The sequence below is a fragment of the Kitasatospora sp. HPM-01-4 genome (assembly GCF_051374625.1).
GTDB lineage: Bacteria > Actinomycetota > Actinomycetes > Streptomycetales > Streptomycetaceae > Kitasatospora.
In genome coordinates this window covers 1,829,680-1,854,198 of sequence record NZ_JBPQGP010000005.1, presented here as the reverse complement: position 1 = coordinate 1,854,198, position 24,519 = coordinate 1,829,680, and the positions used below count along the sequence as shown (strand labels likewise).

Sequence of the window (24,519 nt, the reverse complement as noted above, 5' to 3'; positions counted from 1 at the left end):
GGGTGACCGCCAGGTGGCGCCCGATTTACGTGTTCGCATCAGGGGCGGCCGAACCCGATCTCTACCCAGAGGAACGCTCTCCAGCCATCCGTGCCACCGGTGCTGACGGAATGTCGGAGCGAGGCCGGTACGACCCTCGGTCGGCGGCGACGCGGACCCCGCGGGAGGGGGGAGGACGTCAACCCGGGGATGTACGCGGCTGGGTCCCCAGGAGGATGCGCGGCACGGCGCCGACCTGCGAGAGTGTCCCCGTGTGGAGATCCGAGACGGGCTGGCTGATCGTCATTTCGGCGGCAGCGGCATGGCCGGTCGCCGGGTGGCTCGGTGTCGCGCTGCTGCGTGCCCGGCGTCTGCACCGCAGCGTCCTGGAGGAGCGGGGCTGGCTGCTGGAGCGGGAGCGGGAGAGCGCGGCCCGCAGCGCGGTCGACGCCGAGCGGGCCAGGATCGCCCAGGAGTTGCACGACATCGTCAGCCACAACGTGAGCGTCATGGTGATCCAGACCGGGGCCGCCCGCGAGGTCCTCGACACCATGCCCGGGGAGGCCGCGGCGGCGCTGCTGGCCGTGGAGAACGCCGGACGCGACGCGATGACCGAACTGCGGCACCTGCTCGGCCTGCTCGCACCCTCGCAGCGAGGCGAGGACGACGAGGCCGAACTCTCCCCGCAGCCTGGGCTGGACCGGCTGAGCGCGCTGATCGACCGGATCGCCTTCGCCGGACTCCCGGTCGAGGTGCGGATCTCCGGCGAGCCGCGGCCGCTGCCGCGCGGGATCGATCTGACGGCCTACCGGATCGTCCAGGAGGCGCTGACCAACGCGCTCAAGCACGGCCACGGCGGAAAGGCCGAGGTGACGGTACGGTATGCGGACCACTCCCTGCGGGTGGAGGTGCTGAACACCGGGCCGAGCGTGCTGTCCGGCGGCGACTCCGTGCCGAAGACCTCGGACACGGACCGGAAGGACGGGGCGGGACGCGGATTGCTCGGGCTCAGGGAGCGGGTCGCCGTCTACGGCGGCGACCTCGACGCACGGCGGCGACTCGGCGGCGGCTACCGGGTCCGCGCACGCATACCACTGGACCGGCCGTGACCGGCGGCCCCGGCATGCACGACCGGCCGGGCGAGGCCGCCGGACCGGCCGCCGAGCCGGTTCCCCGTGTCCTGATCGCCGACGACCAGACCCTGGTCCGTACCGGCTTCCGCATGATCCTGACCGCACGCGGCATCGACGTGGTCGGCGAGGTCTCCGACGGTGCCGAGGCGGTGGCGGCGGCACGCGCGCTCCGGCCGGACGTCGTCCTCATGGACATCCGGATGCCGAACATGGACGGCCTGGAGGCGGCCCGGCAGGTCCTGGCGGAGAACCCGGACTGTCGGGTGATCATGCTGACCACCTTCGACCTCGACCGCTATGTGTACGCCGCCCTGGCGATCGGCGCGAGCGGCTTCCTGCTGAAGGACGTCACCGCCGCGCATCTGGCCGCCGCCGTACGCCTGGTGAACACCGGGGACGCCCTGCTGGCGCCCTCGATCACCCGCCGGCTGGTCGAGCGCTTCGCCGCCGGGGGCGGCCCCGGGGGCGGCCTCTCGGCGAGCCCGGCGGGAGAACGGCTCGCGACCCGCCCGGACACCGCCCAGGCCCCGGCCGTCCACCGCGACCTCACGGCGCTGACGCCACGCGAGCTCGAAGTCCTGACCCTGCTGGGACGGGGCCTCTCCAACACCGAGCTGGCAGGGGAACTGACCCTCAGCGAAGCCACCGTGAAGACCCATGTGGCCCGGATCTTCGCCAAGCTCGCCCTTCGGGACCGGGCCCAGGCCGTGGTCCTCGCCTATGAGACGGGACTCGTCTCACCGGGCGACTTCACCGGCTGAAGGCGGGCTTCCCGCGGTGCCGTACCCGGCCGCGCCGGCCCACGCGTCCGGAGCCTTCCTCCCACCCCGGGCCTTCGCGATCTTCGCGGGCAACAGAGAGTTGACGCTCCATCAGAAATGCTAGGTTGTGGTTGTGTTCGAAGCGGCCGAAGAAGAGGTCCGCGCGGGATGCCGGGGGGCTCGACAATGGTGAAACTGCTGGTCCACATCAAGCCCTCCCCGGTGAACGTGGCCTTCCACCGCGTCTTCACCAGGCCGCTGGTGGACGTCGACGGAGTCGAGACCGAGGCCCGCTGGGACGGTCTCACGGAGATCGCGGTCGAACCGGGACGGCACGACATCGAGGTGTACTTCCGCTACCGCTTCCAGCACCGGGCCCGACTGGCCACCGGGCACGCCGAGTTCACGGTGGACGGCGCGCAGCCGGAGCTCCCGGTCGAGGTGCGGCTCGGCCCGTTCAACGGGAGCCGCTTCAAGGTCTTCGTCGGCGAGCGCTGACGGGGCGGGGCGTACTCCCTCGGTGGTAGCCGCGGTGACTCCGGCCGGACGACGTCACCGCCGGTGATCCGGACGATCCTTCAGTACACCGGTCGCCGACTGAAGGAGAACCGCCGATGTCCACCACCCGTACCGCTTGTCCCACTTCGTCCCGGAACCGGCCGGCCGCCCTGGCGGCGCTCTGCTACGTCCTGCTCTTCCTCGCCTCGATCGCGGTACCGGACATCCTCGGACAGAACCGCGGGGCCGGCCTGGTGACCCCGTACTCCACCGACACCGAGGTGGCCCGCTACCTGGCCGGAACCACCCGCGGCACCGTCCCGGTCCCGGCCTTCTGCCAGGCCGTCAGTGCACTGGCGCTGCTGCTCTTCGCCTCGTACGCGGCGGACTACGTGCGCCGGATCGCTCCCGAGCACGGGTACGCCGGGCCGGTACGGGCCGTGGGCACCGTGGCCGCCGGGTTCCTGCTGCTCTCCGCCTCCGCCCAGTGGATCCTGAACCGGCCCGGGATCGGCGACAGCCTCCAGGTGTACCGGGCCGTCATGGACCTGGTGTTCGTCACCGGCGCGGCCGCCCAGGTCGCCACCACCGGACTGCTCACCGGCGCCGTGGCCGCCGCCGCTCGCCGCAGCCGGGCCCTGCCCGGCTGGCTCAACCGGCTGGGCCTGGCCGTGGCGGCGCTCTCGGTGCTCTCGCTGCTCTCCCTGCTGACCGAGGCGGCGACCCCCTTCCTGCCGCTCGGGCGCTACCTGGGGATGGTCTGGTTCACCGGCCTGGCCGTGATGCTGCTCCGCCGCACCTCCGCCCCCGCCGTCCCGCTGCCCACCGCCGTCCCGGCAGCGGGCCTGACCGGCCGACCGCGACCGCCCCGGAGGAATGCCGCATGACCGGCACAGCCCTGTCCACCGAACCCCGCCCGGCCGACCGCCGCAGAGGCCAACTGCCGCCGAGAGCCCGCAAATCCGTGGTGGTCGCGCATGTGACCTCCTCGGTCAGCTGGCTGGCGCTGATGCTCTGCCTGCTCACCCTCGGCGCGGCGGCCCTGGCCACCGACGACGCGGACACCGTGCGCAGCTCCTACCGCGCCATGCGGCTGCTCGGCGACGTCCTGGTCCTCCCGCTCAGCCTGCTGTCGCTGGGCAGCGGCCTGGCCCTGTCCCTGTGGACGCCCTGGGGTCTGTTCCGGTACCGCTGGACCACCGTCAAGTTCTGGCTGACCCTCGCCGCGGCCGCCGCCTCCAACATCGAGCTCACCGCCCGACTGCACGACGCGGCCCGTCTGGCGAACCGTCACCCCGGCGGGTCGATCGCACAGATGCAGCTCGGCTTCCTCCGCTACAACCTCGTGATCATCCCGACCGTGGCCCTCGCCCTCTACGGCTTCCTGGTGGCGGTGTCCGTCACCAAACCCTGGGGCCGCCGCCACCCGACCCGCCGGACCGCCCCCACCTGAGCCCGTGGCGAGCGGACGCCTCACCGGCTTCGCCCGCCCCGGGTGCGCTCTCCGGACGCCGGATAGTCTGCCCGGATGCCCACGGAGAACCTGCGACACTCGGTCCGTGCCATTGTCCTGGACGAGCACGACCGCGTCCTGCTCTGCCGGCTCGCCGTCCCTCAGCCGCCCGGCACGGTGGTGTGGGCGGCCCCCGGCGGAGGTGTCGAGCGCGGCGAGACCCCGATCGCCGCCCTGCGCCGGGAGCTGTGCGAGGAGGTGGGGCTCGTCATCGGCACCGACCCGCCCCATGTGTGGCACCAGCGGGTCGCCGCCCCCGGACTCGTGCCGGGCCACGACGGCGTGGTCAACGACTACTTCCTCGTCCGCACCACCGCGTTCGACCCCCACGGCACACTGTCCGACCGCGGGCTCGCCGCCGAGAACATCACCACCCTGCGCTGGTGGAACCCACAGGACATCGCGGACTACCGGGGCCCCGACCTGTTCTCGCCCCGAGACCTCGCCACTCCGCTCACCGCTCTGCTCGCCCACGGCGCCCCGGCCCGCCCGCTGCGGCTCGGGTGGTAGGCCGGGGCGGGCGGTGTCAGCCCTCGATGTCCAGTGCGGTTCCGTACAGCCGCCCGACCTTGAGGCGGAGGACCACCCGGCGCTCGGCCACCTGCTGCACCAGGAAGGCCTCCTCGTCCTCGGGCCGTGCGGCCTCCGGGATCATCGCGAGCAGCTCCCGTCCGGTCGCGTCGCCCGGCACGGTGGTCACCTCGGAGACCTCCGCCTCGCCCTCGGCGACGGCGAACGACCACACATTGCCGCCCGGCACGTGCAGCGCCGCACGGGGGTTGTTCCTGAGGTGCTTCACCTTCGTCCGGTCGGCGGTGGTGGAGAACCGCACCACCCCCGCCTCGGGGTCCCAGGTGTAGAGCATGGTGGTCAGGTGCGGATGGCCATTGCGCTTGACCGTGGCGAGCGTGCCGAACTGCTGGCTGCTCAGCAGCTCGGAGAGGGCCTGGTCGGACAGTGCACGGGGTGCTGGACCTTGAGTCATACCTTGATCAACTTCGGTGCCCGTGCCGCTATTCCGGGGTCGGAACCGAGGGTGGAGGCTCGGGGCGGATGCCGCGGCCGACCGGGCGGCGGCCCGCTGCCGGATCCCCTCATGATGCTGTCAGAGTCGTGCCGCATCATCTATCCATGATCACCGCTCAGCCCGTACCGTGGGCCGCCGAATTGACCGCCGTCGCCCACCGGCACCTCCCCGCCGACATCGCCGAGAAGTGGACCGCTCTGCTCCGGCCGTGCGCCCGCCTCTCGACCGCGCCCGCAGGGGTGGTCGGCCCGGTGGTCGGCCGCCTCGGGGGTGAGCCCGAGCTGCCGCCCGGCGCCGAGTGGCCACTCTGGGAGGGGAACGGGCCGCTGTCGTTCGTCGCCTCGATCGACTGCGCCGCCCTGCCCACGGGCCGCCTCGACATCCCCATGCCCTCGGACGGCACACTGCTGTTCTTCTACTTCGACGGCCAACTGGACGACGGCGACGCCCTGGTGCTGGCCGGCGACCGCGACAGCTGGGCCGGTGCCCGGGTCGTCTACGTGCCTGCCGGGGTGGAGACCGTCACCCGTCCCACCCCCGAGGGCCTGGACCCCTACCCGGAGGTACGGCTCACGGCCAGGCTCACCGGCTCCGAGCCCGGTCCGTGGCACCCCACCGTGGCCAGTGCGTTCGGCCCGGACGTCGAGGACGACCTGCGCGACAACTTCACCGATGCGGTGGGCCTGACCTGGGACGGCCCGGAGCACCGGATAGGCGGTCACCCGATGTCGGTCCAGAACCCGGTCGAGTACGAGGTCGCCCACGCCGTCCTGGACGGCCAGGCCGGCTGGGACACTCCCGAGCTCCAGGCCGAGGCCGAACGCTGGGTCCTGCTCGCCCAGATCGACAGCGACTCCACCGCCGAGATGATGTGGGGCGACATGGGCGCCCTGTACTGGCTGATCCGCCCCGCCGACCTGGCCGCGAAGCGCTTCGACCGGGCGGTCTTCACCTGGCAGTGCTGCTGACGGGCGACCGGCCGGCCATGACGCGTCCGGCAGTGTCCCGACTACCCGTCCCGGGCAGTGGCCTCGGGGCATCCCACCCGGGACGGGTCTCCAACCACACGGCCGCACAGGCGAGTTCGGAGCCGGTGCGGCCACCGCCGGCGGTGCCGGGAGAAGTTCCCGCACCGCCCCGGCCGTCAGACGAAGAAGGCGTTCATGCCCGGGACGTCGGACAGGAAGGTCTCGATTTCGGCGATCCTGCCGTCCCGCAGGCGGCAGACGGTGGACAGGTACTCGTCCAGGACCGCGTCCTCGCGCCGGGCGGTGTTGTGCAGCGAGAGCGCGATGTTCTCGCGGCTGACCAGGATGTGCAGCAGTTCGAAGTTCAGGCCGTAGGAGGCGATCCTGCGGGCCCGCTCGACCACGGCGTCCGCACCGACGGCGGTGCCGCTGACGGTGTTGTCGCCGGGGAGGGGCCAGGTGGCGTCCTCGTGGAGCGTCGACCGGATGCCTTCCCAGTCGCGGGCGGTGAGCGCGGCGTGGAAGCGTCGGCCGAGGGCGTGGGCGGTGGTGGACATGGGTGTCCCCTCTGAAGACGAAGGCGGTCGGCTTAAAGCAGAGCGCTTTGCTTTAGTCGAAGCTATCCCGCCCGGGTCCTTAAAGCAAGACGATCTGCGTTAGCCTGGAGGGGTGAACGCTCACCCCCCTGCCAGGCGCCCCGGCGGCCGCAGCGCCCGCGTCCAGAGCGCGGTCTACCGGGCCGTCACCGACCTGGCCGGCGAGCGTGACGCCGCCCAGCTCACGATTCCCGCGGTGGCCGAGCGGGCGGGCGTCAACCCCACCACGATCTACCGGCGCTGGGGCACGCTGCAGGCCCTGCTGGCCGAGATGGCAGCCCGGCACGAGGCGGACGCCTCGCCTTCCTCCAGCGGTGACCTCCGTACGGACCTGGAGGCCTACGCGATCCGGACGCTGGCCGACCTGGCGCGGCCCGGCGGTATCGCCTTCTTCCGGGCGGAGGTCGCCGCCGACGTCGACGAGCGTCGCACCGGTCTCCGGGAGTGTCTGCGGCGCTGCACCGCCGGCATCGACGTGATCCTCGAAGCCTCCCACGGCCGGGGCGAGACCCCGCCCCCGCTGGAGCGGATCCTCGACCGGATCGTCGCCCCGCTCTACTTCCATGTCGTCTTCGCGATCCCCGGCACCGACGAGGCGTACGCCCGCACCCTGGTGGCCGAGCTGTTCGGCGACCCGCCCCGCTGACAGCACGAACGCCGCCGCCCCGATGCTCAGATGCTGCGAAGGACGGTCTCGCACTCCCGGCAGCGCCGGTCGTAGTACTTCGGCGGATACCAGGGATCACCAGGCCGCGAAGGGCTGTAGTGGCTGTGCTCCATCGGCTCCGTGTCCTTCTGGCACAGGGTCTGCCGCTGCGGGTCCTCCGGCACGTCCGGGTCGGCGCCGGCCGCGTGCACCAGGAGCACGGCCGGCTCCCCGTCCTCCGGCCCCGGCCCCGGTCCTTCGGCGGCGGCCAGCTCCAACAACACGATGATCGAGCCCATAGCTCGACACTGAGGCGTGACGGCGGTGATCGCATCCGCCCCGCTCCGCCCCGCCCATGGCCGGGAGCCGGACAGCCGGACACCCCCCGGTGCGTGGGTGTCCCGGTGGCCGCGATCTCGGGCCGGTTTGCTGAATCGGCAAACAAACTCGTCTTCCCAGCGGGTCGTCCGCATGATCGGCAGTCGAGCCGACGGACGGCGGAAGAGGGCCGTCCGGGCGGACAGCGGACTTATGGTCATGGAGGGGACGTATGTCGCAGCACATCGCGGAGATCACGCACCGGTCGGTTTCCTCGCCAGGAGGCCGGATCCATCTCGCGGAGCAGGGCACCGGGCCGCTGGTGCTGCTCGTACACGGTTTCCCGGAATCCTGGTACTCCTGGCGCAGCCAGCTGCCGGCACTCGCGGCGGCGGGATACCGCGCGGTCGCCCTCGATGTCCGCGGCTACGGCCGCTCCTCCAAGCCGACCGCGACGGATGCGTACCGGATGGTCGACCTCGTGGAGGACAACGTCTCGGTGGTGCGCGCCCTGGGCGAGGAGTCCGCGGTGGTCATCGGCCACGACTGGGGCGCGACGATCGCCGCGAACTCCGCCCTGCTCCATCCGGAGGTCTTCCGCGCAGTGGGGCTGCTGAGTGTTCCGTACACCCCGCGCGGCGGGCCCCGCCCCAGCGACATCTTCGCTCAGATGGGCGGGGACGAGGAGTTCTACGTCTCGTACTTCCAGCAGCCGGGCCGCGCCGAGGCCGAGATCGAACCCGATGTACGCGGCTGGCTCGCGGGTTTCTACGCGGCCCTGTCCGCCGACACCATGCCCGCGCCCGGTGCCCCCGATCCGCACTTCGTCAGCAGCGGCGGAACGCTGCGCGACCGGTTCCCCACCGGCCGGCTGCCCGCCTGGCTCGACGACAGGGACCTCGACGTCTACGCCGGGGAGTTCGAACGCACCGGCGTGACCGGAGCGCTCAACCGCTATCGGAACATGGACCGCGACTGGGAGGACCTTGCCGCCTTCGACGGTGCCCCCATCACGCAGCCCTCCCTGTTCATCGGCGGCAGCCTGGACGCTTCCACGACATGGCTGACCGACGCGATCAAGGCGTACCCGGTCACGCTACCGGGGCTGCTCTCCAGCCATCTCCTCGACGGCTGCGGCCACTGGATCCAGCAAGAACGCCCCGCCGAGGTCAACCGGCTCCTGACCGACTGGCTCGCCGCCCTGCCCGCCTGACGGACGCGCCCGCGCGGCCCGGTGCTGTGGAAGCACGGGTACATTCGCGCCACCCGAAAGAGCTCCGCTTCCGCTCCGACCGCCGTCGAAACGCTGATCGTTCTCAGGCTTCGGCTCAACTTCTGCGGTTGATGGCGCCGGGTCAGGGCGTGTGACCCTTGATGTGGTGCAGTGGTCCTGTGCCAACACCTCCGGCGGGAGTCGTTCGTCACCCGCTCAACGGGGTTGGGTGAGGGTGGATTTCGCCGGCTGGCAGGATGTTGGCTCCAGCAGGGAACGTTCGGCCCGGTGAACCTTCCGCACCGGGCCTGCGTCTTGCCTCGCGACCGCCACCACATGCCCAGGGGGACAGATCATGGCCGACAAGGACGTTGAGCAGACCGAGGAGCGGGGTCACGCTCCGGGGGTCTGGTGGGCGGAGCTCGGGACCTGGGGGGCCGTCGCACTGATCGTCTTCGGGGGAGTCGCGGGAGTGTGGGTCACTTTCAGGCTGCCCGGCACCCCGGAGAACCTGGCGTACAGCTACTACGGGGCCGCCAAGGTCGTCGCCATCGGCCTGGTGACTGTGGGATGCACCTTGTTGGGCCGCCGTCGCGCCCGGGCCGCGGCCACCAAGGAAGCGAGCGAGCAGGAACGCGTCTGACGCCACCGGCCGGTGGGCAACGTCGCTGGATCAGCCACGGCTTCTGGACTGTCGAGGCGGTCCTGGGTGCGGACAGTGCGGGCCGGCAAGAGAAGTTGAGCCGGAACCCGTCCTCATGAACGGAGCCACCGGTCGAACCACGGCGAACGTCCGGACCACTCGCCGACTGCGCCGCCTCCGGGGAAGGCGACCCCGACTTACCGCCCTGATCCGACCAGCGCTCTCCCGACTCCACCGGTCACCCGGACGCCGGTAGAGACCCCAGGTCAACTGGCGTCTCGACCGGTGCCCGAACGGGGACTTGGGCAGCTCGATCAGGGGTGTCGGCGTCCCCGGGCCCTCGACGGAGCGAGTACTCCGCAGTCCCCGGAACGGCAGGGTCAGACAGTCCGCTCGATGTGCTCGAAGATGTCCGCGTCCGTCTCCTGCTGCCACTTCGGCAGATCGTCCCAGTCCGCGACATAGCCGGGCTTCGGGGCCTCGATGTGCTTGTAGGTCTGGGCAATCCAGCAGAGCGCGACAAAGCGCCCCTTCTGCCCACGGCTGAGCTTCGCGGTACTGCCCGCGCTCACCTGGACGAAGTCCCGGACCTGCCCGTACACGGCGGCTGCGCACTGCCGCTCCCACTCCGGGGTGTCATCCCACGGCGCGACGTAGCCGGGCTTCGGTTCACCGGGGCAGTGCTTGCCCACACCGGCGATCCACGCCTCGCGGAAGATCCGGCCGTCGTTCGTCATGCGTCATCCCCTGTCGTCAGGCAGCGCGTGAGAGCGCCGCGATCTGCTGGTGCAACTCCGGGACTTGGTTATCGGTAATCAGCGAGACAGGGCGAACGCGCCCTGCCGGACGGGTCACCGGCCGCGAACGGCCCCCTCGGGCCACAGCACCCGGACTGGAGGTGGTTGAGCCCGAGCCGGGGATCAGTAGAGGAACGGTGGTCTGGGCAGGGCCGGGGCGTTGTGCACGGCCAGGTCCGAGCCGGGGGAGCGTCCCATCAGCCAGGCCAGCAGCGAGTTCTGCGGCCCGTGGACGCTCGGAGCGTCCCGCGCGGTGCCGATGTCGTACCAGGTACCGGTGTCGGTCGCGTGCAGCTGCATGGCGGGTGCATCGTCGCGTGCACTGAGGGAGGCCACGACCCGGCCGAGCATGTCCTGGACGAACTCCGTCGGCCACTGGGCCGGTGTGTAGCCGGCGTCCAGATCGGCGTGGTGGACCAGCACCTCGCACAGCCGGGCGTCGGCGGCGCGGGCGGCGGGATGCTCCTGACCACGGGCCCAGCGAACGATCCGACGCCATGCCTCGGGCGGCATCCTCCGGTACTCGGCTTCGAACGCGGCGGCGCTGTCACGCAGGTCGGCCAGGAGCTCGGCGGCGCTGCGGCCCGCTCCGCTCTCGATCTGCTCGGCCCGGGCGGCCAGGTTCGGGTACTCCGCTGTCTCCACTCCGGTCCGGGCCCAGATCAGCAGGCGCCGGCCGCCGTCGGCGTTGCGGGCCAGATGGGTCAGCACGTGCCCGCGAGACCAGTCAGGCAGCAGTGACGGTGCACGTACGTCGGCGTCGGTGAAGCGGGCCGCCGTCTGCAGGAGGTGCTCGGTCGCGGTGGTGATCTGCTCCAGGGCGGCGGCGGGGTCGAAGTCCGTGCGATCGGTCGTCATGCTGCCGCCTCCCGGAGCATCGCGATGAGTGGGGGCGCCTTGGGCGACGGTTGAACGCGGTTGACGGCCCTGTACCCCCAGGACTCGTACAGGGCGAGCACCTTGCCGTTGCCGGCAGCCGGGTTCACCATGAGCGTCACGTTCGCCTCGCTGCGCCCGGCAACGAGCTCGTCATGAATGCGCCGCGCCGCACCGGTGCCTCGCCAGGGGACGCGGACGCCCAGTTCACAACCTCGGACCCGGGCTCCGAGGCGTGCCGGTCCAACCGTTCGGCAAAGGTCGCAACGGCGTAGTCGGGCAGGTTCAGCAGTCCAGCCCGCACATCGGTGTAGAGGTCGATCAGCGTCTGTCGGCAGTCCCGTACATCGCGGTAGTGGCGCAGTTCGAGGGCCAAGGTCACTGCATCGCCTCCGGATCTCGTGAGCGTTCTACCAGGTCTCGGCGCAACGGTCACTCTCTGCTTTGCCAGGACGTCGGTCGAGTGGCCGAACTGACGGCTTCGGTTGCCTGCCCACCCGACGTTCAATCATTCCTGCGCTTCACCTCACCAACGCGGCTGCGTCAGCCGAGCGCAGCCACGACGGGGTACCGTCCCCATAGTCGGCAACCGCAGCCCGCTCTGTGACCACCCCGTCGCCTACGACCCCGGAAGCGACTGGGGGTTTCTGCTGCTACTAAACAAACGGCGTACCAGGCCCAGGAGTTGGCGGCTACCGTCGTTGGTGGCGAGTCCTGTGCGGGTAGGACGTTCGAGCACTTCGATCTGGAGGGAACGACATGCGCTTCAAGAGCGCGCTCGCGTTCGGTGTGATCGGTGCGGTGTTGGCGACGTTCGGTGCCGCGGGTGTCGCGTCCGCGAGCTCTGGCACGGCTGCAGGTGCCACGGCCACGGACGCTGCCACCCTGTATGGGTACACGGACTTCAGCGGTCCGTCCGTGGTCGTGTCCAGTGACGTCGTCATCCCCACCATGGGCCTTCGCTACAGCGACGGAACCCCGGTCAATACGATCGGTTCGGTGTACAACTGGGGGCCGGATGCCCTGAGCATCTATGCTGGCCCGGTCTATCAGGGGCCCTACGACTACCTCGCCCCGTACACGGGGCAGGCCACGTTCCCGAGTGGTTTCTGCGCCAGGAGCTGCTCGTTGGTGTTCGGGTAGCTGTGGCTGCCGCCGCCGCTCGCAGGTCAGGTGACGGCATCCACCGCCGCGCATATGGCGGTTCGGTGACCCGGAAAGTCCGTCTCCGTCCTCCCCGCCGAAGGCCTCGCTGTGTCTGACGTGCGGGCTGTGGATGTCTTGACGGGCGGCCGGTTCAGCGGATCGAGCGAGTACGACTGGTCGATCAGCAACGAGCGATTACTCGCCCGGTAGTTCCGACGCGCTATCCGGGTGCCGAGCCCGACAGGGGCGGCCCGGAAGCGGAGCGCCTCCGGGCCGGCTGTTCGTGGTCGGGATGAAGCTGGATGTCGATCACCTCGGAGTCCGGCACCACCGGCCTGCCTGGCCGCTCGGTGCACTCGGTGGGATCAGTTCAGGCCGAACGTCTGCTGCTGCTCGGACTCCTCGTTGACCTCCAGGCCGTCCGCGGTGACCGTCAGGTGCGAGCCGTCGTCGAACAGCAGGTCCACGAAGAGGTTGAACCGCCAGGTGTCGTCGCCCACCGGATCGACGCGGAGGAGGACGTTGCCGCCCTGGAGGTCGTCCTTGGTGGCGTGGTTGAGGAGGGTGAGGTTGAAGGGGCCATCGTTGGTGTGGTCGTTGAACGCGCCGAAGGTGTCGGAGACGCGCGCGGCCATGTGGCCGTTGCGGTCGCGGACCTCGATGGTGACGTTGGTGTCGTGATCCTTGTTCTCGTCGTTGGTGTGGAACGACATGGTGGCTTCGGTCAGGTTCGGCATGGCTTGCTCCTCGATGGGTGTGTCGGTTCCTGCCCGAACCGTCTCAGGGGAAACCGTGAACCCGGGAGCCGTCAGAGCGCACCGCGCAGAACGGCGCATCCGGGCCGCCGCGCGCCGAGGTCCTGTCAGCCGTGGGACCCGCCGCCCTCCGGCTGCGTGATCGCAGGGTGGGAGGGCGGCAGGTCCGGCAGCCGGGGAGAGGCTCAGCCCGCCGTGGCGAACGAGGCCTGGAGCCGGGGGATGTAGTCGGCGAAGGCGGGGGCCCAGCAACCGTAGTCGTGGCCGCCGTCGCAGGTGGGGGAGAGCGACGAGCCGTTGCCGTAGTCGACGTAGCGGCTGGGGATGCCGAGCTGGTCCAGCCGGGTCTTGACCGTGTTGGAGGCGATCTCGGTGAAGTGGTCGATGGGCCACGCACTGCCGGTGTAGAGCGTGATGTCGGTGCCGACGAGCTTGGCCAGGTTGGCGGTGGCGGCCGGGTTGACCTCGTTCCAGATGTGATCCGCGTTGAAGACCGGGTAGGGCGAGCCGAAGATCGCGTCGCTGTCGACGTACGGCCCGTAGCCGGTGCACTTGCCGGTACCGGCGGGGCTGGAGGTGCTCACGGCGCACCACGCGCCGGTGACGTTGAGCTCCGTGGCCAGGACCGTCGCGCGGACCTCCGCCATGCCGAAGTCGATGCCGCCGGACAGGGAGGCGGTGTGGCCGAACAGGTCGGGGCGGGCCTCGGCGTAGCGCAGTGCGCCGTAGCCGCCCATCGACAGGCCGACGACGGCCCGGTGGGACCGGTCGGCGATGGTGCGCAGGTTGGCGTCGATGAAGGGGACGACCTGGGTGGTGTGGAAGGTCTGCCAGTTCGCCGTACCCACGGCGGTGTTCTGCATGGCCCAGTCGGCGTACCAGCCCTTCAGACCGCCGTCGGGCACCACCGTGATCATCGAGTCCGAGTGCAGTGCGGGGGCGGCCGCGGCGTCGTCCACGGTGCCGCCTCCGCCGTGCAGGAAGTACACCACCGGCCAGCGCCTGCCGGGGTCCGCCGAGTAGTCCCGGGGAAGGAAGACGCGGATCTTGTGCTGGCCGGAGAGCTGCGCGGTGGTCACGGTAATGGTGAAGTCGGTGCTCGAGTGCACCTCGGGGGTACCGACCTGGGTCAGGCCGTACCCGTCGGTGAACGCAGGAGGGGCGTTGTCCGCGTGCGCGGGAGCGGGTGTGGTTCCGAGGAACGCGGCCAGGGTCATGGCGGTGGCGACGACGGCTGTCCTGGCGCGCAGTCGCCAGGCGGGCAGAAGTGGTTTCAACGGTCGGTCCTTTCGGAGTGCGGGAGGCGTTCACGGTGTGGGAGGGGATCCCGCTCATCCGGGCCGTCAGCGCGCCGGTGCCGCCTCGGTACTCCGGAGCGATCCGCTCGGCGGAGTACCGGGCGCGGGCGGCACCGGGGTTGAAGGGTTGTCCGGGTCCGGGTCAGAGCGCGCAGTAGGCGTCGATAGCGGCCTGGCCGGTGTCCTGCTGGCCCTGTGTCGGGGTGAGCATGTGGTACTCGTTGTTGACGCGCACCACCTGCTTGGTGCCGTCGTCGCTGGCGATCCAGTCGCTGAAGTAGCCGAGCACGGCGCCGTTGTGGCCCCAGACCCACTGGCCGCAGGGCAGTTGCTCGTGGATGATGCCCAGTCCGTACCCGGCCGTGCCGTCGCTGTTCTCCGGGACGGTGGTCTTGAGCTCCGCCTCCTGGGCGGGCGGCAGGAGTTGTCCGCTCAGCAGTGCCCGGGAGAAGGTGGCCAGATCGTCCAGGGTCGACACGATCGCTCCGGCGGGCCCGAAGGCCTGGACGTCGGAGGCCGTGATGTCCCTGATCACGATGCCGATCACCGGATACTCGTACCCGTGCAGGTAGTTGCCGTGCAGGGCCGGGTCGGTGGTGGGGAAGGTGGTGTCGTGCAGGCCGAGCGGCTCGATGATGCGGTGCTGGATCTCGGTGGCCGGGTCGTTGCCGGTGACGGCCTTGATCACCATGCCCGCCAGTACGTAGTTCGTGTTGGCGTAGCTCCACTGCTGACCCGGCGCGGAGGTGGGCTTGTGCTGCGCGAGGGCGATGTTCACCAGGGTCTGCGGCGGCCAGGCCTGGTTGGGCTGGGCGTCCAGGGCGTAGTTCAGCGAGAACCCCGTGTCCTTGGCGTAGTCGGGCAGGCCGGAGGTGTGGTTGAGCAGCTGGCGGATCGTGATCTTCGTCCCGTCGTAGCCGTTGGCGTTGACCGCTCCGGGCAGCCACTTGGCGACGGTGTCGTCGAGCGAGAGCCGGTGCTCGCTCTCCAGCTGGAGCAGGACGGTGGAGGTGAAGGCCTTGGTGTTGCTGCCGATCCGGAACTGCGCCTTCGGGTCGGCGGGCACCCGGCTGGTGAGGTCGCCGACACCCGCGTGCACGTACTGGGTGGTGTCGCCCTGGCGCACCAGGCCGATCACGCCGGGGTATCCGTCGGCGACGCCCTTCTGGGCGCCGGCCTGGAGGAGGCCGGCCGCGGTCGGTGCGTCCGCGTTCGCCGGGCCGGCACCGGCCAGGGCGGCGAGCACCAGCGTCGCGCTGACGGCGGTCAGGCGTAGGGACTTCATGGGACTCCTTCATCGACAGGTGGTCATCTGGCCGCGGTGAGCCGAAGCGGCACCGGCAGGGTGAGCGGCATCCCTGCCTGGCGGTTCGAGCCCTGGCGCCGTGGACCGGGCAGATCCGATGGTGGTGCTCGTACGGTTCGGCGGACAGGCCAGGACACCGGCCATTTGTGACCGCCGTCCATGACCGGCCGTTACGGGAGGCCGATCGGCGGCCGTGCGTGCGGACGGAGCGGGTGCCGTGGGCGGCTGGGCACGCCGCCCCGGCGGACGGCGGCTCCTGCCGTCAGGAGGATCTGTTCCGCGCGGAGGGGAGGGCGGAGGGGAAGCTGGCCGGCCGGTAGTTGGCCTGCCGCTGGCGGAAGGTGTGGCCGAGGTGGTGCTGCAGCCGGACGTGGCGGAACTGGTAGACCGCGCCGGTCTGGCGCAGTACGCCGCGGTGGTAGGCGTCGTCCAGGAAGGCGACCGTGTCCCAGGGCAGCTTGCCGGTCAACGGCAGCCAGACACGGGACAGTACGACCCACTGCCCCCAGGCGGTGAAGGCGAGGGCGTAGGAGAGTGAACCACCGAGCCCTCCGACCCCACCGATGACGAGCCCGTCCAACAGCCCCCAGGACAGCGGCCCGAGCAGGCCCTGGAGCAGGTCGACGGCCAGGCGCCCGCTGAGGGCGATCGCCAGGGTGAGCAGCGGCGCCAGCACCAGGACCTGCCGGCCCACCGTCGTCCGGTTGGCCGCCAGCAGACTGACCGGGGTGGCGGCGGAGGTGACGTCCACCGGTGCTTCGAGCGTGGCCGTCAGTCCGAAGACCAGCCCGGCGGCCGAGCCGAAGATCAGCCCGAAGACCAGCATGTTGATCAGGGTGCCCTCGATCACGGCGGGGTTGGTGAGCGGGATCCCCGGGTACACCGCGTGTTCCAGGGCGACGGCGCACGCGCATCCGACGCCCATGACGAATCCGCCGAACAGGCCGTTGCCGAAACGGCCGGTGAACGTGTGGACGGGGCGCCGGCTGACGCGGTCGCGGGCGCCGGGCAGCCGCAACCGCACGCGCGCCGGTTCGAAGGCCGTCCCGCCGCCGTACGCGATCATGACCGCGTACACGGATCCGAAGGCGAGGCCGGCGACAGGCCCCATGAGGCTGCCCTGCAGGAGGGCTTCGCCGATCCCGGTCCGGGTGACGAGCGGGCAGATGAGCCAGTCGGACAGGGTGATGCACAGCGCGGTCGCCACTACGACGGCCGTGATGCGGGTCGACGGCGGCAGCGAGTCGCTGATCTGCCACCAGGCGAGGTCCTGCCGGTCGCGGTCGAGCCGGGCCAGGTGGTGGGCGAGGTAGCCGAGCCATTTCTGGGCGCGTTCCGGGTCCCGGGTCCGCTGTCGGAGCCGGTGGCCGCCGGTGTCCTGCTCGGGGACCCGGCGTCGGTAGACCGCCGGTACGAAGCCCGCCAGCAGGTGTTCTTCAAGGGACCGCGCGGTGGGGAACCGTGTGGTGTCCAGCAGTTCGGCCGGATCCCGGTCGGGCGTCTCGCTGTACATGGTGCGCGCCAGGATGACCATGAGCGGAGTGGTCAGCACCCCGGCGAGGTTCGCGCTCGCCTGGGTCTCGTGGGCCCGCAGCGCTTGGAGGACGCTCTCCCACACCGCCCCGCCCTCGCCGTCGTCGCCGTGAGCGATCGGCCGAGCGGTTCGGGGCAGGTAGGAGACGAGGTCGTCGAGGGTGAGGTCGGTGAGCTCGATGCCGGCCGCCCAGACCAGTGGTGCGTGCGCCGCGAGGACGGCTTCGGCGAACTCGCCGCGCCGACTGGTGAGGACGAGCGGCATCGAGGTGGCGTTGAGTGCCTCAAGTGCCTCTCGCCGCAGGCCTTCGGCGATCTCGTCGAAGCCGTCGAGGACCGGGAGGACGAGATCGGCGTCGACCAGCGCGGCGGCCAGGGTCGAGCCGCCCGGGCTCCTGCGGGCCAGATGCGGGTGGTCGCGCAGCAGCCGGCCGATCAGCCAGTCCCGCAGCGCGGTGGTCGTCGGGTCCCAGGAACCGAGACTGAAGATCACCGGTACCCGGCCGGGAGCCGCCTGGGCCTCCAGGAAGTCCAGGACGAACCTGATCGTGAGGATCGACTTGCCCGAACCGGCCCGGCCCAGAACCACCAACCGTCCGGAGGAGATCCGCCGGTAGACCTCCGCCACACTCCGCAGGTCGCCGCTCAGGTCCACCTGGCGCGGCACGGCCCCCGGGCCGAGGCGCTGGATGTTCTCCGAACGGTCCGTCAGGCCGACGGGCGCCTGCTGCCACCGGACCGGCAGCGGGAACGGGTCGTGGACCCGGCGCTGTTCCTCCTCGCGCCGCCAGCGACGCCTGACCTCCCTGGCCAGCTCCTGCACGGCGTCGGCGAGCGGACCGGGTACCGGATGCGGAGGCGGCGCGGGCGGCCCGTCGGCCTGCGCGGGCGGCTGGTCGGCCTGCGCGGGCGAACCGGCTGTCGGCGTGGGTCGGACGGGATCCGGCGTGGACGGTAGGGCAGCCGGCGTGGACGGCACGGAATCCGGCGCGGGCGGTACGGGATCCGGCGCGGGCGGTACGGGATCCGGAGTGGGCGCCTCGGAGGCCGCCCCGTTCCGCGTTCCCGCGAGCATGGCCGCCAGCAGCCGGCGGTCCTCGTGCCCGACATCGAGGGCATCCGCCAGCAGGTTCACCGTGCCCAGCCGGTGATCGGTGGATCTGCCGGTCTCCAGCCGGCGGATGGTGCGGACGCTGACCCCGGACCGCTCCGCCACCTGCTCCTGTGTCATCCCCGCCTGATGGCGCAGTCGGCGCAACAATGCGCCGAGCTGATCTGTCACCGGTCGCCTCCCCCAGGCTCGCCCGTATGGCCGCCGGTGAGCCTACCGTGACGTCCGGTCACATATGGCCGGTGGCTTGGCCTGTCCGCCCGGCGGCACGAACTCCACGATCAGGTCCGGGAAACGGCCGCACGTGGCCCTGCGACGGGCCGTGGGGCCGAAACCTCTCATCACCGCCATGACCGGCGCGTGGCGATGACGTGCGAGCGAGGCGGCGGAGGACATCACGCCTCCGCATGGCGACATACGAGGAGCCACCATGGCATACCGCTACTGGTGCGGTGAGTGCGGTTTCAAGACGCCCTGGCTCAGCGAGGCCCAGGGCGAGCGGCAGCAGATCGAGCACTATGCCAAGCGACACCCCGGCATTCCGCCCGGTGGCCATGTCGAGGTCAACCGGAGGAATCCGAACGGAGGCGACGGCTGCCTCCGGATGGCGACGATGGCGGTCCTGCTGCTGCTCGCCGCGGCTTCGGCCCATCGCTGGCGGCTGCTCCAGACGGATCCGCGACGCCTGCGTGCACCAGGAACACTGCCGGTTCCCCGGTGCTTCGGCCGTGGAGCGTGACGGCCCGGACCGATATCGTCGCCGCATGCCCGAACTGATCGCCCCCACCGTCGACTTGCACTCCGCCTGGCTCGAGGCGCACCACGAGTGGGGGCCCGGCCTCCACGAGGACGGATTCGGGTTGGATCCGTCCGACGAGGTCGACTCTCCGGAGGGATTCGCGGCCTGGGTGGCACTGCTGGACGAGGAGGCGGGCCCGAAAGCGGTCGAGTCCGGCCGGGGTTGCACCTACCGATGGATCGTCGAGGGCGACCGAGTGCACGGCGGAATCGCACTGCGGCACGGGCTCGACGACCACGTGCTGCAGTGCGGCCACATCGGCTACGGTATCCGGCCGTCTTCACGTCGGCGCGGGTTGGCGACCTGGGCGCTGGGCCGGATGCTCGGCGAGGCGCGGGGGCTCGGTCTGGACCGGGTGCTGATCGTCTGCGAGGCCGACAACACTGCCTCGGTGAAGACGATCGAGCACCACGGCGGCGTCCTCGAAGGCATCCGGGACACCGAAGACGGGCCTGTGCGACGGTACTGGATCGAGATCTAGGCTCTGAGCCCGCGGGCGGGCTCAGAGCCAGACCGGCCGAGCCTAGTAGCCCACGGTGAAGTGCCGGTCCGGGCAGGGGCTTTCGAGTTCGTCGAGGACGGCCACGGCAAGGTCCTCGGCCGAGATCCGGGATCCGCCGTCGGCGCCGGTGATGAGTGTGGTGGTGCCGCGCCGGTACCTTCCGGTGCGACGTCCGGGTTCGAGGAGGGCGGGCGGGCTGAGGTAGACCCAGTCGGCCGAGTGCGCCCGGCAGGCGTCCAGTTGCGCGGCGCTGGCAGCGGCGATGGTGCGGACTTCCAGCGGCACGTACTCCGGGCTGTCGAGGACGAGCCGGTCGGGATGGCCCGGGACCCGGAGGGGCGCGGCGCCGCCGACGACGAGGATGCGCGCCCGGGCCGTCGCGGCGGCGTCGAGCAGCGCCTTCGTGGTCGGGGCGGCGGTGTGTTCGTGTCCGGGGGCGGGACGGGTCGCGGCCACGATCGCGTCGACACCGTTGAACAGTCCGCTCATCCGGTCGGGATCGTCGGCGTCCCCCTCGACGGCGGTCACTCCGGGTGGCAGGGCGGTCGGTCGCAAGCTCCTGAACACCGCTATGAGGTCATGGCCCCGGTCCGCGGCTTCGCTGACGACACATGAGCCGACCATGCCTGCGGCTCCGACGATGGCGATCTTCATTGAATGGTCCCTTCCCGTGGGGCTGTTGAAGTGGAGTCGGCCGGCCGGGCGGGCGTGCCGCCCGGCACCCGGTCCGGCGACGGGCGCTCAGCCGGCCGTGCGGGCCTCGGCGAGGACCCGGCCGCACGGCTGTGCGACGGGGCGGCTGCGGAGTTCGCCGAGCCGGTCGAGGAGTTGGTCCCGGACCTGGGTGAGGCCGTGGATGCGGTTCTGGAGAACCCCGAGGCGCTGCTCGAAGACCTCGATCTTGGACGTGGGATCGGCGCAGACGTGGCCGCCGAGCAGTTCGTCCCGCAGGCAGCCGTCGATGAGCGCCAGGTCCTCGGTGGTCAGTCCGGCGGCAAGCAGCAGACGGATGTTCTCCACGACCCTGACGGCCTCGGCTCCGTAGGTGCGGTACCCGTTTGCGGACCGTTCGGCCTCCAGCAGGCCGTGCTCCTCGTAGTACCGCAGAGCCCGAGTCGTGGTGCCGGTGGCACGGGCCAGCTCCCCGATGCGCATGGTGCTCCCTCCGGTACGTGGCAGTACGAAAGGGAGCCTAGATCGCCCGGCCTCGGGGTGGTCAAGTCCTTTCGGTGTCCGGGTGGTTGAGTCCTCATGGTCTCGGGGCCCGGACCGGATCCCGGGGACGGGGCTTGAGGAACATCCATGCCAGGTCGTGCGCTAAGACCGACCGGCAATGGGGAGCGTGGGTGAAGAAGGGGGACCCCCGCCCGATGGCGGGCAAGGAGGGAGGGAGAGCTATCGGCTTGCGCGTCAGTCCGGCAGCCAGTGCAGCTCGTGCGCCAGGGTTTTGGCGACGGCACGGATGCGGCGGTGTAGTGGCGACTGCTCGCGTGGGAGGACCAGGTGGATCGTCAGGCTGGGCGCGCCCCGCAGCGGTCGCCAGGTGAGACCGGCCGGTTGTGCCGTGGCCGCGGCTTCTCCGGCCGGGGCGAGGGTGACCCCGTCGCGCAGGTCGCGCTGAGACATGTCGAAAGAGACTGCGGGCGTGTGGAATCGGGGGTGTGGTCGGGTGTCTCGGAACAGTGCGGACAGCTGATCGTGGATCACGGGGTTGGCCGCACGGTCCGGGAGTCGCAGCGGATACGCGGCCGCGTCGGCGATCTCGATCTCCGGGTGTTCGGCCAGCGGATGGTGCTGCGCCAGCTGGACCCCGATGCGCGCACGCCGCAGCAGGAACCGGCGCACGCCGCGGCCCGGCTGTTCACCGCGGGTGATCCCGGCATCGATGCGGCCGTCGGCGACCGCGGGGGAGATCTCCGGTGTCGCCATCGGGACCGCGCTGACCTCGAGTCCGCTGTTGTCGCGAATCAGCCTGTCCACCAGGGCCGGTGCCGTCTCGGCCCCGGCGCTGAGGCTGTATCCGATACGCAGCGTGCCCAGTTCACCGGCCGCCGCGCTCCGGGCGGTCTCCCACGCCCGGTCCAGCGCCGCCAGCGCGGGCGGCGCGGACTCCGCCAAAGCCGCACCGGCCGTGGTCAATACGACGTTACGCGTGTTGCGGACCAGCAGGGCCGTACCGAGTTCCGCCTCCAATCGGCGCATCCGGGCGCTGAGTGCGGGCTGTGCGATACCGATCCGTGCGGCCGCGCGGGTGAAGTTCAACTCCTGCGCCAGCACCAGGAAGTACCGCAGGCTCACCGCATCCGGCGCCACGTGCTCTCCCTGCCGATTGATAACGATCCGTTCTGAGCCTATCCCGTACCGGTCTTTCCCCCGACCGCGCATCAAGCCCTAGCCTGCGCATGCCGGGATCGATCGATCTGAGTGTCGATTCGAAGTCAGACGTGCCCGGCCGAACACAGGAGGTTTCCATGGCTAAGGGCTACTGGGCCAGTGTCTACCCCGCCATTTCCGACCCTGAGAGGCTGACCGCCTACGAGAAGCTGGCCGGTCCGGCTGTCCGGGCTGGGGGCGGGCGCCTCCTGTCCCGTGGCGGTCGAGTCGTCGCCCACGAGGCCGGAATCACGCAACGCGTCGTTCTGATCGAGTTCGACAGCTTTGAACAGGCCGTCGCGGCATACGAGAGCGAGGCATACCAGAAGGCGCTGGTGGCCCTCCCCGACGGCGTCGAGCGCGACTTCCGCATCATCGAAGGCATCGACTGACAAATGACGTTCGTGGTGGTGTTGCCGGTGGGTCTGACCCATCGACTGACGGAGAGGGACTGGGGCTCACCGCTCATCGACCCTCCGAGGAAGGGGCGCCGGCGGGCGCCTCGGACGGCGTCGGGGAGGCGGCGGCGAGCACGTTCCGGCGCTTCTCGCCCGAGGTCTCGCCGAGCGCGACCAGCAGGGCGACGACGGCGATCAGCCCACCGGCGACCGGCAGCCACCTCAGTCCGGTTCCGGCGGCGATGAGCCGGCCACCGAACCAACCGCCGAGCGCCGTACCGAGGTTGAAGGCGGAGCTCTGTACGGTCAGCGCCAGGGTACGGGCCTGCTGCGAGGCGACGTCGATCATGCGGGTGTTCACCGCCGGGATGACCGCGTAGTAGGCGGCGCCGAACAGGAAGAGGAACGCCACCGCGGGCACCTTGCTGGTCGCCGTCGCGCCCAGCAACAGCAGGGAGGCACCCAGCGCCGCCAGCCCGACGCAGATCGCGTGCATCATCGAACGGTCGGTCAGCCTGCCGCCGACCAGGTTGCCGACGGTGCCGCCGATGCCGAAGAGCAACAGCAGCACGGTGACGGCGGAGGCGGTGAAACCGACGGTGTCGGTGAGCAGCGGCGCGACGTAGGTGTAGGCGGTGAACGCGGCGGCCGCGGCGAGCGCGGTCACGGCGGTGACGATCCGCACCCGGCGGTCGCCCAGCACCCGGAGCTCGGCGAGGCGGCCGGAGCCCGCCGGGACCCCGGGTGCCTTCCCGGCCAGCAGGGCCACCGGGGCGGTGACCGCCAGGGTCAGTACGGCCACCGCCCAGAAGGTGGCGCGCCAGTCCAGCCACTGCCCGAGGGCCGTGCCGATCGGCAGGCCGGCGACCATGGCGAGACTGAAGCCGAGGGACACCCGGGCCACGGCCGTGCCGCGCTTGTGCGGCGGGACGACGTCGGCGGCGAGACCGAAGAACAGTGGCATCAGAGCCGAGTGCGCGAGGGCGGCCGCGATCCGGCCGACCGCGAGCAGCAGGAAGGACGGCGACACCGCCGACACCACGTTCCCCAGCACGTAGCAGGCCATGAGGACGACGACCAGCCGGCTGCGCCGGGCGGCCCCGGTGGTCAGGGCCAGGATCGGACCACCCACCACGACAGTCATCGCGAAGACGCTGATCAGCAGCCCGGCCGTGGAGAGCGAGACCCCGGTGTCGGAGGCGATGTCGGGAAGCAACCCGGCGATCATGATCTCGCCGGTGCCGAGGGTGAAGGAGCACAGGGTGAGCGCGGCCAACGCCAGGGAGGCCTTGCGGTCGAGTGGTTGGCAGGTGTTCGTCTCGGTCGTCTGCATGCGGTAGAGCATCAACCTTGACGTCTGGGTGAAGGTCAAGCCGCCGTGCCAGGGGAGGCCGTGCACCGGATGGCGGGTGCCGACGCCGGTGACGGCCTCGGCCGTACAGCCGACCGTCCCGAGAGACGGACTCGACCTGCCGGGTCGGTCGGGAACATGGGCCGGGCTGCGTCCGGCCCTCCGGAATCTCCGCCGGGTCCTGGTCGAATTCGGACAACACGATGATCGAGGCCGTGGCAGGAGCATGGGCCGGTCGGAAAAACTCTGCCGATCAACCCCGGGGCTCAGTCGGAGCCGTTCAGGTGACCTTCCGTCCTTGATCGGCGATAACGACGAATTTCGCCGATAGATTCTGACCAGTGAGCGCTCCGTGCGCTGGAATCAATGTATTGGGGACTGATATGCGTATTCGCAAGTGCCTGCGTGCCGGCGCCGTCGCGGTCGGTGTCCTGTCTGCCGCTTCCGCCTTCGGGCTGGCAACGGCCGGCACCGCGGCGGCCACCACCACCCAGGTGGTGGCCGGGCCCCTGGTCGGCGCCGGGGAGCTCTCCAGGGCGACCTGCCCCGACGGCACCAATCTGATCGGCGGCGGATACTACTGGCAGCCGGTGTACACCTACGGGGGGAGTCCCGCCGACACCGTGGACTCCAACGGCCCGTCCGTCATCGACCAGAAGTCGTGGGTGGCCAGGGATCACAAGGGGAACATCCAGGCATACGCGATCTGCGAGACGCGCTCCTGAAGCACCTGAATGATTGAACATGATCCTGGTAAGCCCCCCTCTCCTGGGGGGCTTCCAGGTATTCGGTCAAATAGCTGCAGTGGTAATTTTTTCGCCCGATGGCATATGTGGGACTTTCGGAAAATGGCGCCTGTGCCGCCCGGCCGCCCCCGGGGTGGATGAATTACGGTGCGGTGCTCCGAGCTGTTCGGTGTCAGACGACCGGATGTGGGACAGTCGGCCTGCCTCCCCGCCACCCGGCCGTCGGCGGCCGG

28 protein-coding genes and 1 pseudogene are annotated in these 24,519 nt (G+C 70.8%); 15 read left to right on the top strand and 14 right to left on the bottom strand.

The window, feature by feature from the left end; all coding sequences use genetic code 11:
- Positions 1 to 251 precede the first annotated feature (251 nt).
- The 6 genes from ACSMTC_RS08055 to ACSMTC_RS08030 all read left to right on the top strand — a co-directional run bounded on the left by ACSMTC_RS08055 (position 252) and on the right by ACSMTC_RS08030 (position 4,394).
- Positions 252 to 1,088, top strand: a complete 837-nt coding sequence (locus ACSMTC_RS08055) for a sensor histidine kinase (RefSeq protein ID WP_436558956.1) — start codon at positions 252 to 254, stop codon at positions 1,086 to 1,088.
- Positions 1,089 to 1,102: 14 nt separating this feature from the next.
- Complete coding sequence (locus ACSMTC_RS08050) at positions 1,103 to 1,873, top strand: response regulator (protein ID WP_436564621.1); 771 nt, start codon at positions 1,103 to 1,105, stop codon at positions 1,871 to 1,873.
- Between the two features lie 186 nt (positions 1,874 to 2,059).
- Positions 2,060 to 2,371 carry a hypothetical protein gene (locus tag ACSMTC_RS08045; RefSeq protein ID WP_436558955.1) on the top strand — a complete coding sequence of 104 codons (312 nt, stop codon included), beginning with the start codon at positions 2,060 to 2,062 and terminating at the stop codon, positions 2,369 to 2,371.
- 116 nt (positions 2,372 to 2,487) lie between these two features.
- On the top strand, positions 2,488 to 3,258 hold the full coding sequence (locus ACSMTC_RS08040) for a hypothetical protein (protein ID WP_436558954.1): 771 nt from the start codon (positions 2,488 to 2,490) through the stop codon (positions 3,256 to 3,258).
- The gene (locus ACSMTC_RS08035; RefSeq protein ID WP_436558953.1) at positions 3,255 to 3,824 is read left to right on the top strand and encodes a DUF2269 domain-containing protein; all 570 of its coding nucleotides are present in this window, start codon (positions 3,255 to 3,257) and stop codon (positions 3,822 to 3,824) included. The genes ACSMTC_RS08040 and ACSMTC_RS08035 overlap by 4 nt, the downstream gene beginning before the upstream one ends.
- Before the next feature lie 75 nt (positions 3,825 to 3,899).
- Positions 3,900 to 4,394: an NUDIX domain-containing protein gene (locus ACSMTC_RS08030; RefSeq protein WP_436558952.1), complete on the top strand. Its 495-nt coding sequence runs from the start codon at positions 3,900 to 3,902 to the stop codon at positions 4,392 to 4,394.
- Between the two features lie 16 nt (positions 4,395 to 4,410).
- Here ACSMTC_RS08030 and ACSMTC_RS08025 read toward each other — a convergent pair whose 3' ends face one another.
- The gene (locus ACSMTC_RS08025; RefSeq protein ID WP_436558951.1) at positions 4,411 to 4,869 is read right to left on the bottom strand and encodes a pyridoxamine 5'-phosphate oxidase family protein; all 459 of its coding nucleotides are present in this window, start codon (positions 4,867 to 4,869) and stop codon (positions 4,411 to 4,413) included.
- 146 nt (positions 4,870 to 5,015) lie between these two features.
- Between ACSMTC_RS08025 and ACSMTC_RS08020 the strand changes: the two genes are divergently transcribed.
- Positions 5,016 to 5,879 (top strand): YwqG family protein, encoded by an 864-nt coding sequence (locus ACSMTC_RS08020; RefSeq protein WP_436558950.1) that lies wholly within the window; start codon positions 5,016 to 5,018, stop codon positions 5,877 to 5,879.
- A 176-nt stretch (positions 5,880 to 6,055) separates the two neighbouring features.
- Here the strand turns inward: ACSMTC_RS08020 and ACSMTC_RS08015 are convergent, their stop codons facing one another.
- Positions 6,056 to 6,436 (bottom strand): nuclear transport factor 2 family protein, encoded by a 381-nt coding sequence (locus tag ACSMTC_RS08015; protein WP_436558949.1) that lies wholly within the window; start codon positions 6,434 to 6,436, stop codon positions 6,056 to 6,058.
- Positions 6,437 to 6,548: 112 nt separating this feature from the next.
- On the opposite strand from ACSMTC_RS08015, the gene ACSMTC_RS08010 reads away from it, so the two are divergent.
- Positions 6,549 to 7,121 carry a TetR/AcrR family transcriptional regulator gene (locus tag ACSMTC_RS08010; protein WP_436558948.1) on the top strand — a complete coding sequence of 191 codons (573 nt, stop codon included), beginning with the start codon at positions 6,549 to 6,551 and terminating at the stop codon, positions 7,119 to 7,121.
- A gap of 26 nt (positions 7,122 to 7,147) precedes the next feature.
- Here ACSMTC_RS08010 and ACSMTC_RS08005 read toward each other — a convergent pair whose 3' ends face one another.
- Positions 7,148 to 7,420 carry a hypothetical protein gene (locus tag ACSMTC_RS08005; protein ID WP_436558947.1) on the bottom strand — a complete coding sequence of 91 codons (273 nt, stop codon included), beginning with the start codon at positions 7,418 to 7,420 and terminating at the stop codon, positions 7,148 to 7,150.
- A gap of 251 nt (positions 7,421 to 7,671) precedes the next feature.
- Here ACSMTC_RS08005 and ACSMTC_RS08000 point away from each other — a divergent pair, with 251 nt between their 5' ends.
- Positions 7,672 to 8,652 (top strand): alpha/beta fold hydrolase, encoded by a 981-nt coding sequence (locus ACSMTC_RS08000; protein WP_436558946.1) that lies wholly within the window; start codon positions 7,672 to 7,674, stop codon positions 8,650 to 8,652.
- 355 nt (positions 8,653 to 9,007) lie between these two features.
- Positions 9,008 to 9,295 carry a hypothetical protein gene (locus ACSMTC_RS07995; RefSeq protein ID WP_436558945.1) on the top strand — a complete coding sequence of 96 codons (288 nt, stop codon included), beginning with the start codon at positions 9,008 to 9,010 and terminating at the stop codon, positions 9,293 to 9,295.
- A gap of 380 nt (positions 9,296 to 9,675) precedes the next feature.
- Here ACSMTC_RS07995 and ACSMTC_RS07990 read toward each other — a convergent pair whose 3' ends face one another.
- From ACSMTC_RS07990 to ACSMTC_RS07980, 3 genes and pseudogenes are all read right to left on the bottom strand, one after another.
- Positions 9,676 to 10,032 carry a hypothetical protein gene (locus ACSMTC_RS07990; RefSeq protein ID WP_436558944.1) on the bottom strand — a complete coding sequence of 119 codons (357 nt, stop codon included), beginning with the start codon at positions 10,030 to 10,032 and terminating at the stop codon, positions 9,676 to 9,678.
- Positions 10,033 to 10,215: 183 nt separating this feature from the next.
- Entirely contained in the window at positions 10,216 to 10,950 is a 735-nt protein-coding gene (locus tag ACSMTC_RS07985) for a maleylpyruvate isomerase family mycothiol-dependent enzyme (RefSeq protein ID WP_436558943.1), read from the bottom strand.
- A pseudogene (locus tag ACSMTC_RS07980) lies at positions 10,947 to 11,350 on the bottom strand (N-acetyltransferase). The gene ACSMTC_RS07985 and the pseudogene ACSMTC_RS07980 overlap by 4 nt, the downstream one beginning before the upstream one ends.
- A gap of 377 nt (positions 11,351 to 11,727) precedes the next feature.
- On the opposite strand from ACSMTC_RS07980, the gene ACSMTC_RS07975 reads away from it, so the two are divergent.
- The gene (locus ACSMTC_RS07975; protein WP_436558942.1) at positions 11,728 to 12,111 is read left to right on the top strand and encodes a hypothetical protein; all 384 of its coding nucleotides are present in this window, start codon (positions 11,728 to 11,730) and stop codon (positions 12,109 to 12,111) included.
- Positions 12,112 to 12,479: 368 nt separating this feature from the next.
- Here the strand turns inward: ACSMTC_RS07975 and ACSMTC_RS07970 are convergent, their stop codons facing one another.
- From ACSMTC_RS07970 to ACSMTC_RS07955, 4 genes are all read right to left on the bottom strand, one after another.
- On the bottom strand, positions 12,480 to 12,851 hold the full coding sequence (locus ACSMTC_RS07970) for a hypothetical protein (RefSeq protein WP_436558941.1): 372 nt from the start codon (positions 12,849 to 12,851) through the stop codon (positions 12,480 to 12,482).
- Positions 12,852 to 13,054: 203 nt separating this feature from the next.
- Complete coding sequence (locus tag ACSMTC_RS07965; RefSeq protein ID WP_436558940.1) at positions 13,055 to 14,146, bottom strand: alpha/beta hydrolase; 1,092 nt, start codon at positions 14,144 to 14,146, stop codon at positions 13,055 to 13,057.
- A gap of 163 nt (positions 14,147 to 14,309) precedes the next feature.
- Positions 14,310 to 15,452, bottom strand: coding sequence for a serine hydrolase domain-containing protein (locus ACSMTC_RS07960; RefSeq protein WP_436558939.1), 1,143 nt, complete (start codon positions 15,450 to 15,452; stop codon positions 14,310 to 14,312).
- A 283-nt stretch (positions 15,453 to 15,735) separates the two neighbouring features.
- A complete protein-coding gene (locus tag ACSMTC_RS07955; RefSeq protein ID WP_436558938.1) occupies positions 15,736 to 18,288 on the bottom strand; it encodes an XRE family transcriptional regulator in 2,553 nt (850 codons plus the stop codon).
- Positions 18,289 to 18,547: 259 nt separating this feature from the next.
- Here ACSMTC_RS07955 and ACSMTC_RS07950 point away from each other — a divergent pair, with 259 nt between their 5' ends.
- Entirely contained in the window at positions 18,548 to 18,856 is a 309-nt protein-coding gene (locus ACSMTC_RS07950) for a hypothetical protein (RefSeq protein WP_436558937.1), read from the top strand.
- A gap of 25 nt (positions 18,857 to 18,881) precedes the next feature.
- Positions 18,882 to 19,397 carry a GNAT family N-acetyltransferase gene (locus ACSMTC_RS07945; protein WP_436558936.1) on the top strand — a complete coding sequence of 172 codons (516 nt, stop codon included), beginning with the start codon at positions 18,882 to 18,884 and terminating at the stop codon, positions 19,395 to 19,397.
- Between the two features lie 42 nt (positions 19,398 to 19,439).
- On the opposite strand, the gene ACSMTC_RS07940 is transcribed toward ACSMTC_RS07945, so the two are convergent.
- The 3 genes from ACSMTC_RS07940 to ACSMTC_RS07930 form a co-directional block, all read right to left on the bottom strand.
- Complete coding sequence (locus ACSMTC_RS07940; protein WP_436558935.1) at positions 19,440 to 20,072, bottom strand: NAD(P)-dependent oxidoreductase; 633 nt, start codon at positions 20,070 to 20,072, stop codon at positions 19,440 to 19,442.
- An 87-nt stretch (positions 20,073 to 20,159) separates the two neighbouring features.
- Positions 20,160 to 20,573 carry a MerR family transcriptional regulator gene (locus ACSMTC_RS07935; protein ID WP_436558934.1) on the bottom strand — a complete coding sequence of 138 codons (414 nt, stop codon included), beginning with the start codon at positions 20,571 to 20,573 and terminating at the stop codon, positions 20,160 to 20,162.
- Positions 20,574 to 20,828: 255 nt separating this feature from the next.
- Complete coding sequence (locus tag ACSMTC_RS07930) at positions 20,829 to 21,731, bottom strand: LysR family transcriptional regulator (RefSeq protein WP_436558933.1); 903 nt, start codon at positions 21,729 to 21,731, stop codon at positions 20,829 to 20,831.
- Positions 21,732 to 21,889: 158 nt separating this feature from the next.
- On the opposite strand from ACSMTC_RS07930, the gene ACSMTC_RS07925 reads away from it, so the two are divergent.
- On the top strand, positions 21,890 to 22,183 hold the full coding sequence (locus ACSMTC_RS07925; RefSeq protein WP_327071408.1) for a DUF1330 domain-containing protein: 294 nt from the start codon (positions 21,890 to 21,892) through the stop codon (positions 22,181 to 22,183).
- A gap of 73 nt (positions 22,184 to 22,256) precedes the next feature.
- On the opposite strand, the gene ACSMTC_RS07920 is transcribed toward ACSMTC_RS07925, so the two are convergent.
- Complete coding sequence (locus ACSMTC_RS07920; protein ID WP_436558932.1) at positions 22,257 to 23,522, bottom strand: MFS transporter; 1,266 nt, start codon at positions 23,520 to 23,522, stop codon at positions 22,257 to 22,259.
- Between the two features lie 401 nt (positions 23,523 to 23,923).
- On the opposite strand from ACSMTC_RS07920, the gene ACSMTC_RS07915 reads away from it, so the two are divergent.
- Positions 23,924 to 24,265, top strand: coding sequence for a hypothetical protein (locus ACSMTC_RS07915; RefSeq protein ID WP_436558931.1), 342 nt, complete (start codon positions 23,924 to 23,926; stop codon positions 24,263 to 24,265).
- Positions 24,266 to 24,519: the final 254 nt, after the last annotated feature.

Bases quoted from the DNA above. Each gene is read 5' to 3' on its own strand.
- ACSMTC_RS07950 (WP_436558937.1), top strand. From the start codon at position 18,548: ATGGCATACCGCTACTGGTGCGGTGAGTGCGGTTTCAAGACGCCCTGG.
- ACSMTC_RS08015 (WP_436558949.1), bottom strand. From the start codon at position 6,436: ATGTCCACCACCGCCCACGCCCTCGGCCGACGCTTCCACGCCGCGCTC.
- ACSMTC_RS08040 (WP_436558954.1), top strand. From the start codon at position 2,488: ATGTCCACCACCCGTACCGCTTGTCCCACTTCGTCCCGGAACCGGCCG.
- ACSMTC_RS07975 (WP_436558942.1), top strand. From the start codon at position 11,728: ATGCGCTTCAAGAGCGCGCTCGCGTTCGGTGTGATCGGTGCGGTGTTG.
- ACSMTC_RS08025 (WP_436558951.1), bottom strand. From the start codon at position 4,869: ATGACTCAAGGTCCAGCACCCCGTGCACTGTCCGACCAGGCCCTCTCC.
- ACSMTC_RS07925 (WP_327071408.1), top strand. From the start codon at position 21,890: ATGGCTAAGGGCTACTGGGCCAGTGTCTACCCCGCCATTTCCGACCCT.
- ACSMTC_RS07985 (WP_436558943.1), bottom strand. From the start codon at position 10,950: ATGACGACCGATCGCACGGACTTCGACCCCGCCGCCGCCCTGGAGCAG.
- ACSMTC_RS08035 (WP_436558953.1), top strand. From the start codon at position 3,255: ATGACCGGCACAGCCCTGTCCACCGAACCCCGCCCGGCCGACCGCCGC.
- ACSMTC_RS07935 (WP_436558934.1), bottom strand. From the start codon at position 20,573: ATGCGCATCGGGGAGCTGGCCCGTGCCACCGGCACCACGACTCGGGCT.
- ACSMTC_RS08030 (WP_436558952.1), top strand. From the start codon at position 3,900: ATGCCCACGGAGAACCTGCGACACTCGGTCCGTGCCATTGTCCTGGAC.
- ACSMTC_RS07915 (WP_436558931.1), top strand. From the start codon at position 23,924: ATGCGTATTCGCAAGTGCCTGCGTGCCGGCGCCGTCGCGGTCGGTGTC.
- ACSMTC_RS07940 (WP_436558935.1), bottom strand. From the start codon at position 20,072: ATGAAGATCGCCATCGTCGGAGCCGCAGGCATGGTCGGCTCATGTGTC.
- ACSMTC_RS08005 (WP_436558947.1), bottom strand. From the start codon at position 7,420: ATGGGCTCGATCATCGTGTTGTTGGAGCTGGCCGCCGCCGAAGGACCG.
- ACSMTC_RS07960 (WP_436558939.1), bottom strand. From the start codon at position 15,452: ATGAAGTCCCTACGCCTGACCGCCGTCAGCGCGACGCTGGTGCTCGCC.
- ACSMTC_RS08050 (WP_436564621.1), top strand. From the start codon at position 1,103: ATGCACGACCGGCCGGGCGAGGCCGCCGGACCGGCCGCCGAGCCGGTT.
- ACSMTC_RS07920 (WP_436558932.1), bottom strand. From the start codon at position 23,522: ATGCAGACGACCGAGACGAACACCTGCCAACCACTCGACCGCAAGGCC.
- ACSMTC_RS08000 (WP_436558946.1), top strand. From the start codon at position 7,672: ATGTCGCAGCACATCGCGGAGATCACGCACCGGTCGGTTTCCTCGCCA.
- ACSMTC_RS07970 (WP_436558941.1), bottom strand. From the start codon at position 12,851: ATGCCGAACCTGACCGAAGCCACCATGTCGTTCCACACCAACGACGAG.
- ACSMTC_RS08045 (WP_436558955.1), top strand. From the start codon at position 2,060: ATGGTGAAACTGCTGGTCCACATCAAGCCCTCCCCGGTGAACGTGGCC.
- ACSMTC_RS07990 (WP_436558944.1), bottom strand. From the start codon at position 10,032: ATGACGAACGACGGCCGGATCTTCCGCGAGGCGTGGATCGCCGGTGTG.
- ACSMTC_RS08020 (WP_436558950.1), top strand. From the start codon at position 5,016: ATGATCACCGCTCAGCCCGTACCGTGGGCCGCCGAATTGACCGCCGTC.
- ACSMTC_RS07945 (WP_436558936.1), top strand. From the start codon at position 18,882: ATGCCCGAACTGATCGCCCCCACCGTCGACTTGCACTCCGCCTGGCTC.
- ACSMTC_RS07995 (WP_436558945.1), top strand. From the start codon at position 9,008: ATGGCCGACAAGGACGTTGAGCAGACCGAGGAGCGGGGTCACGCTCCG.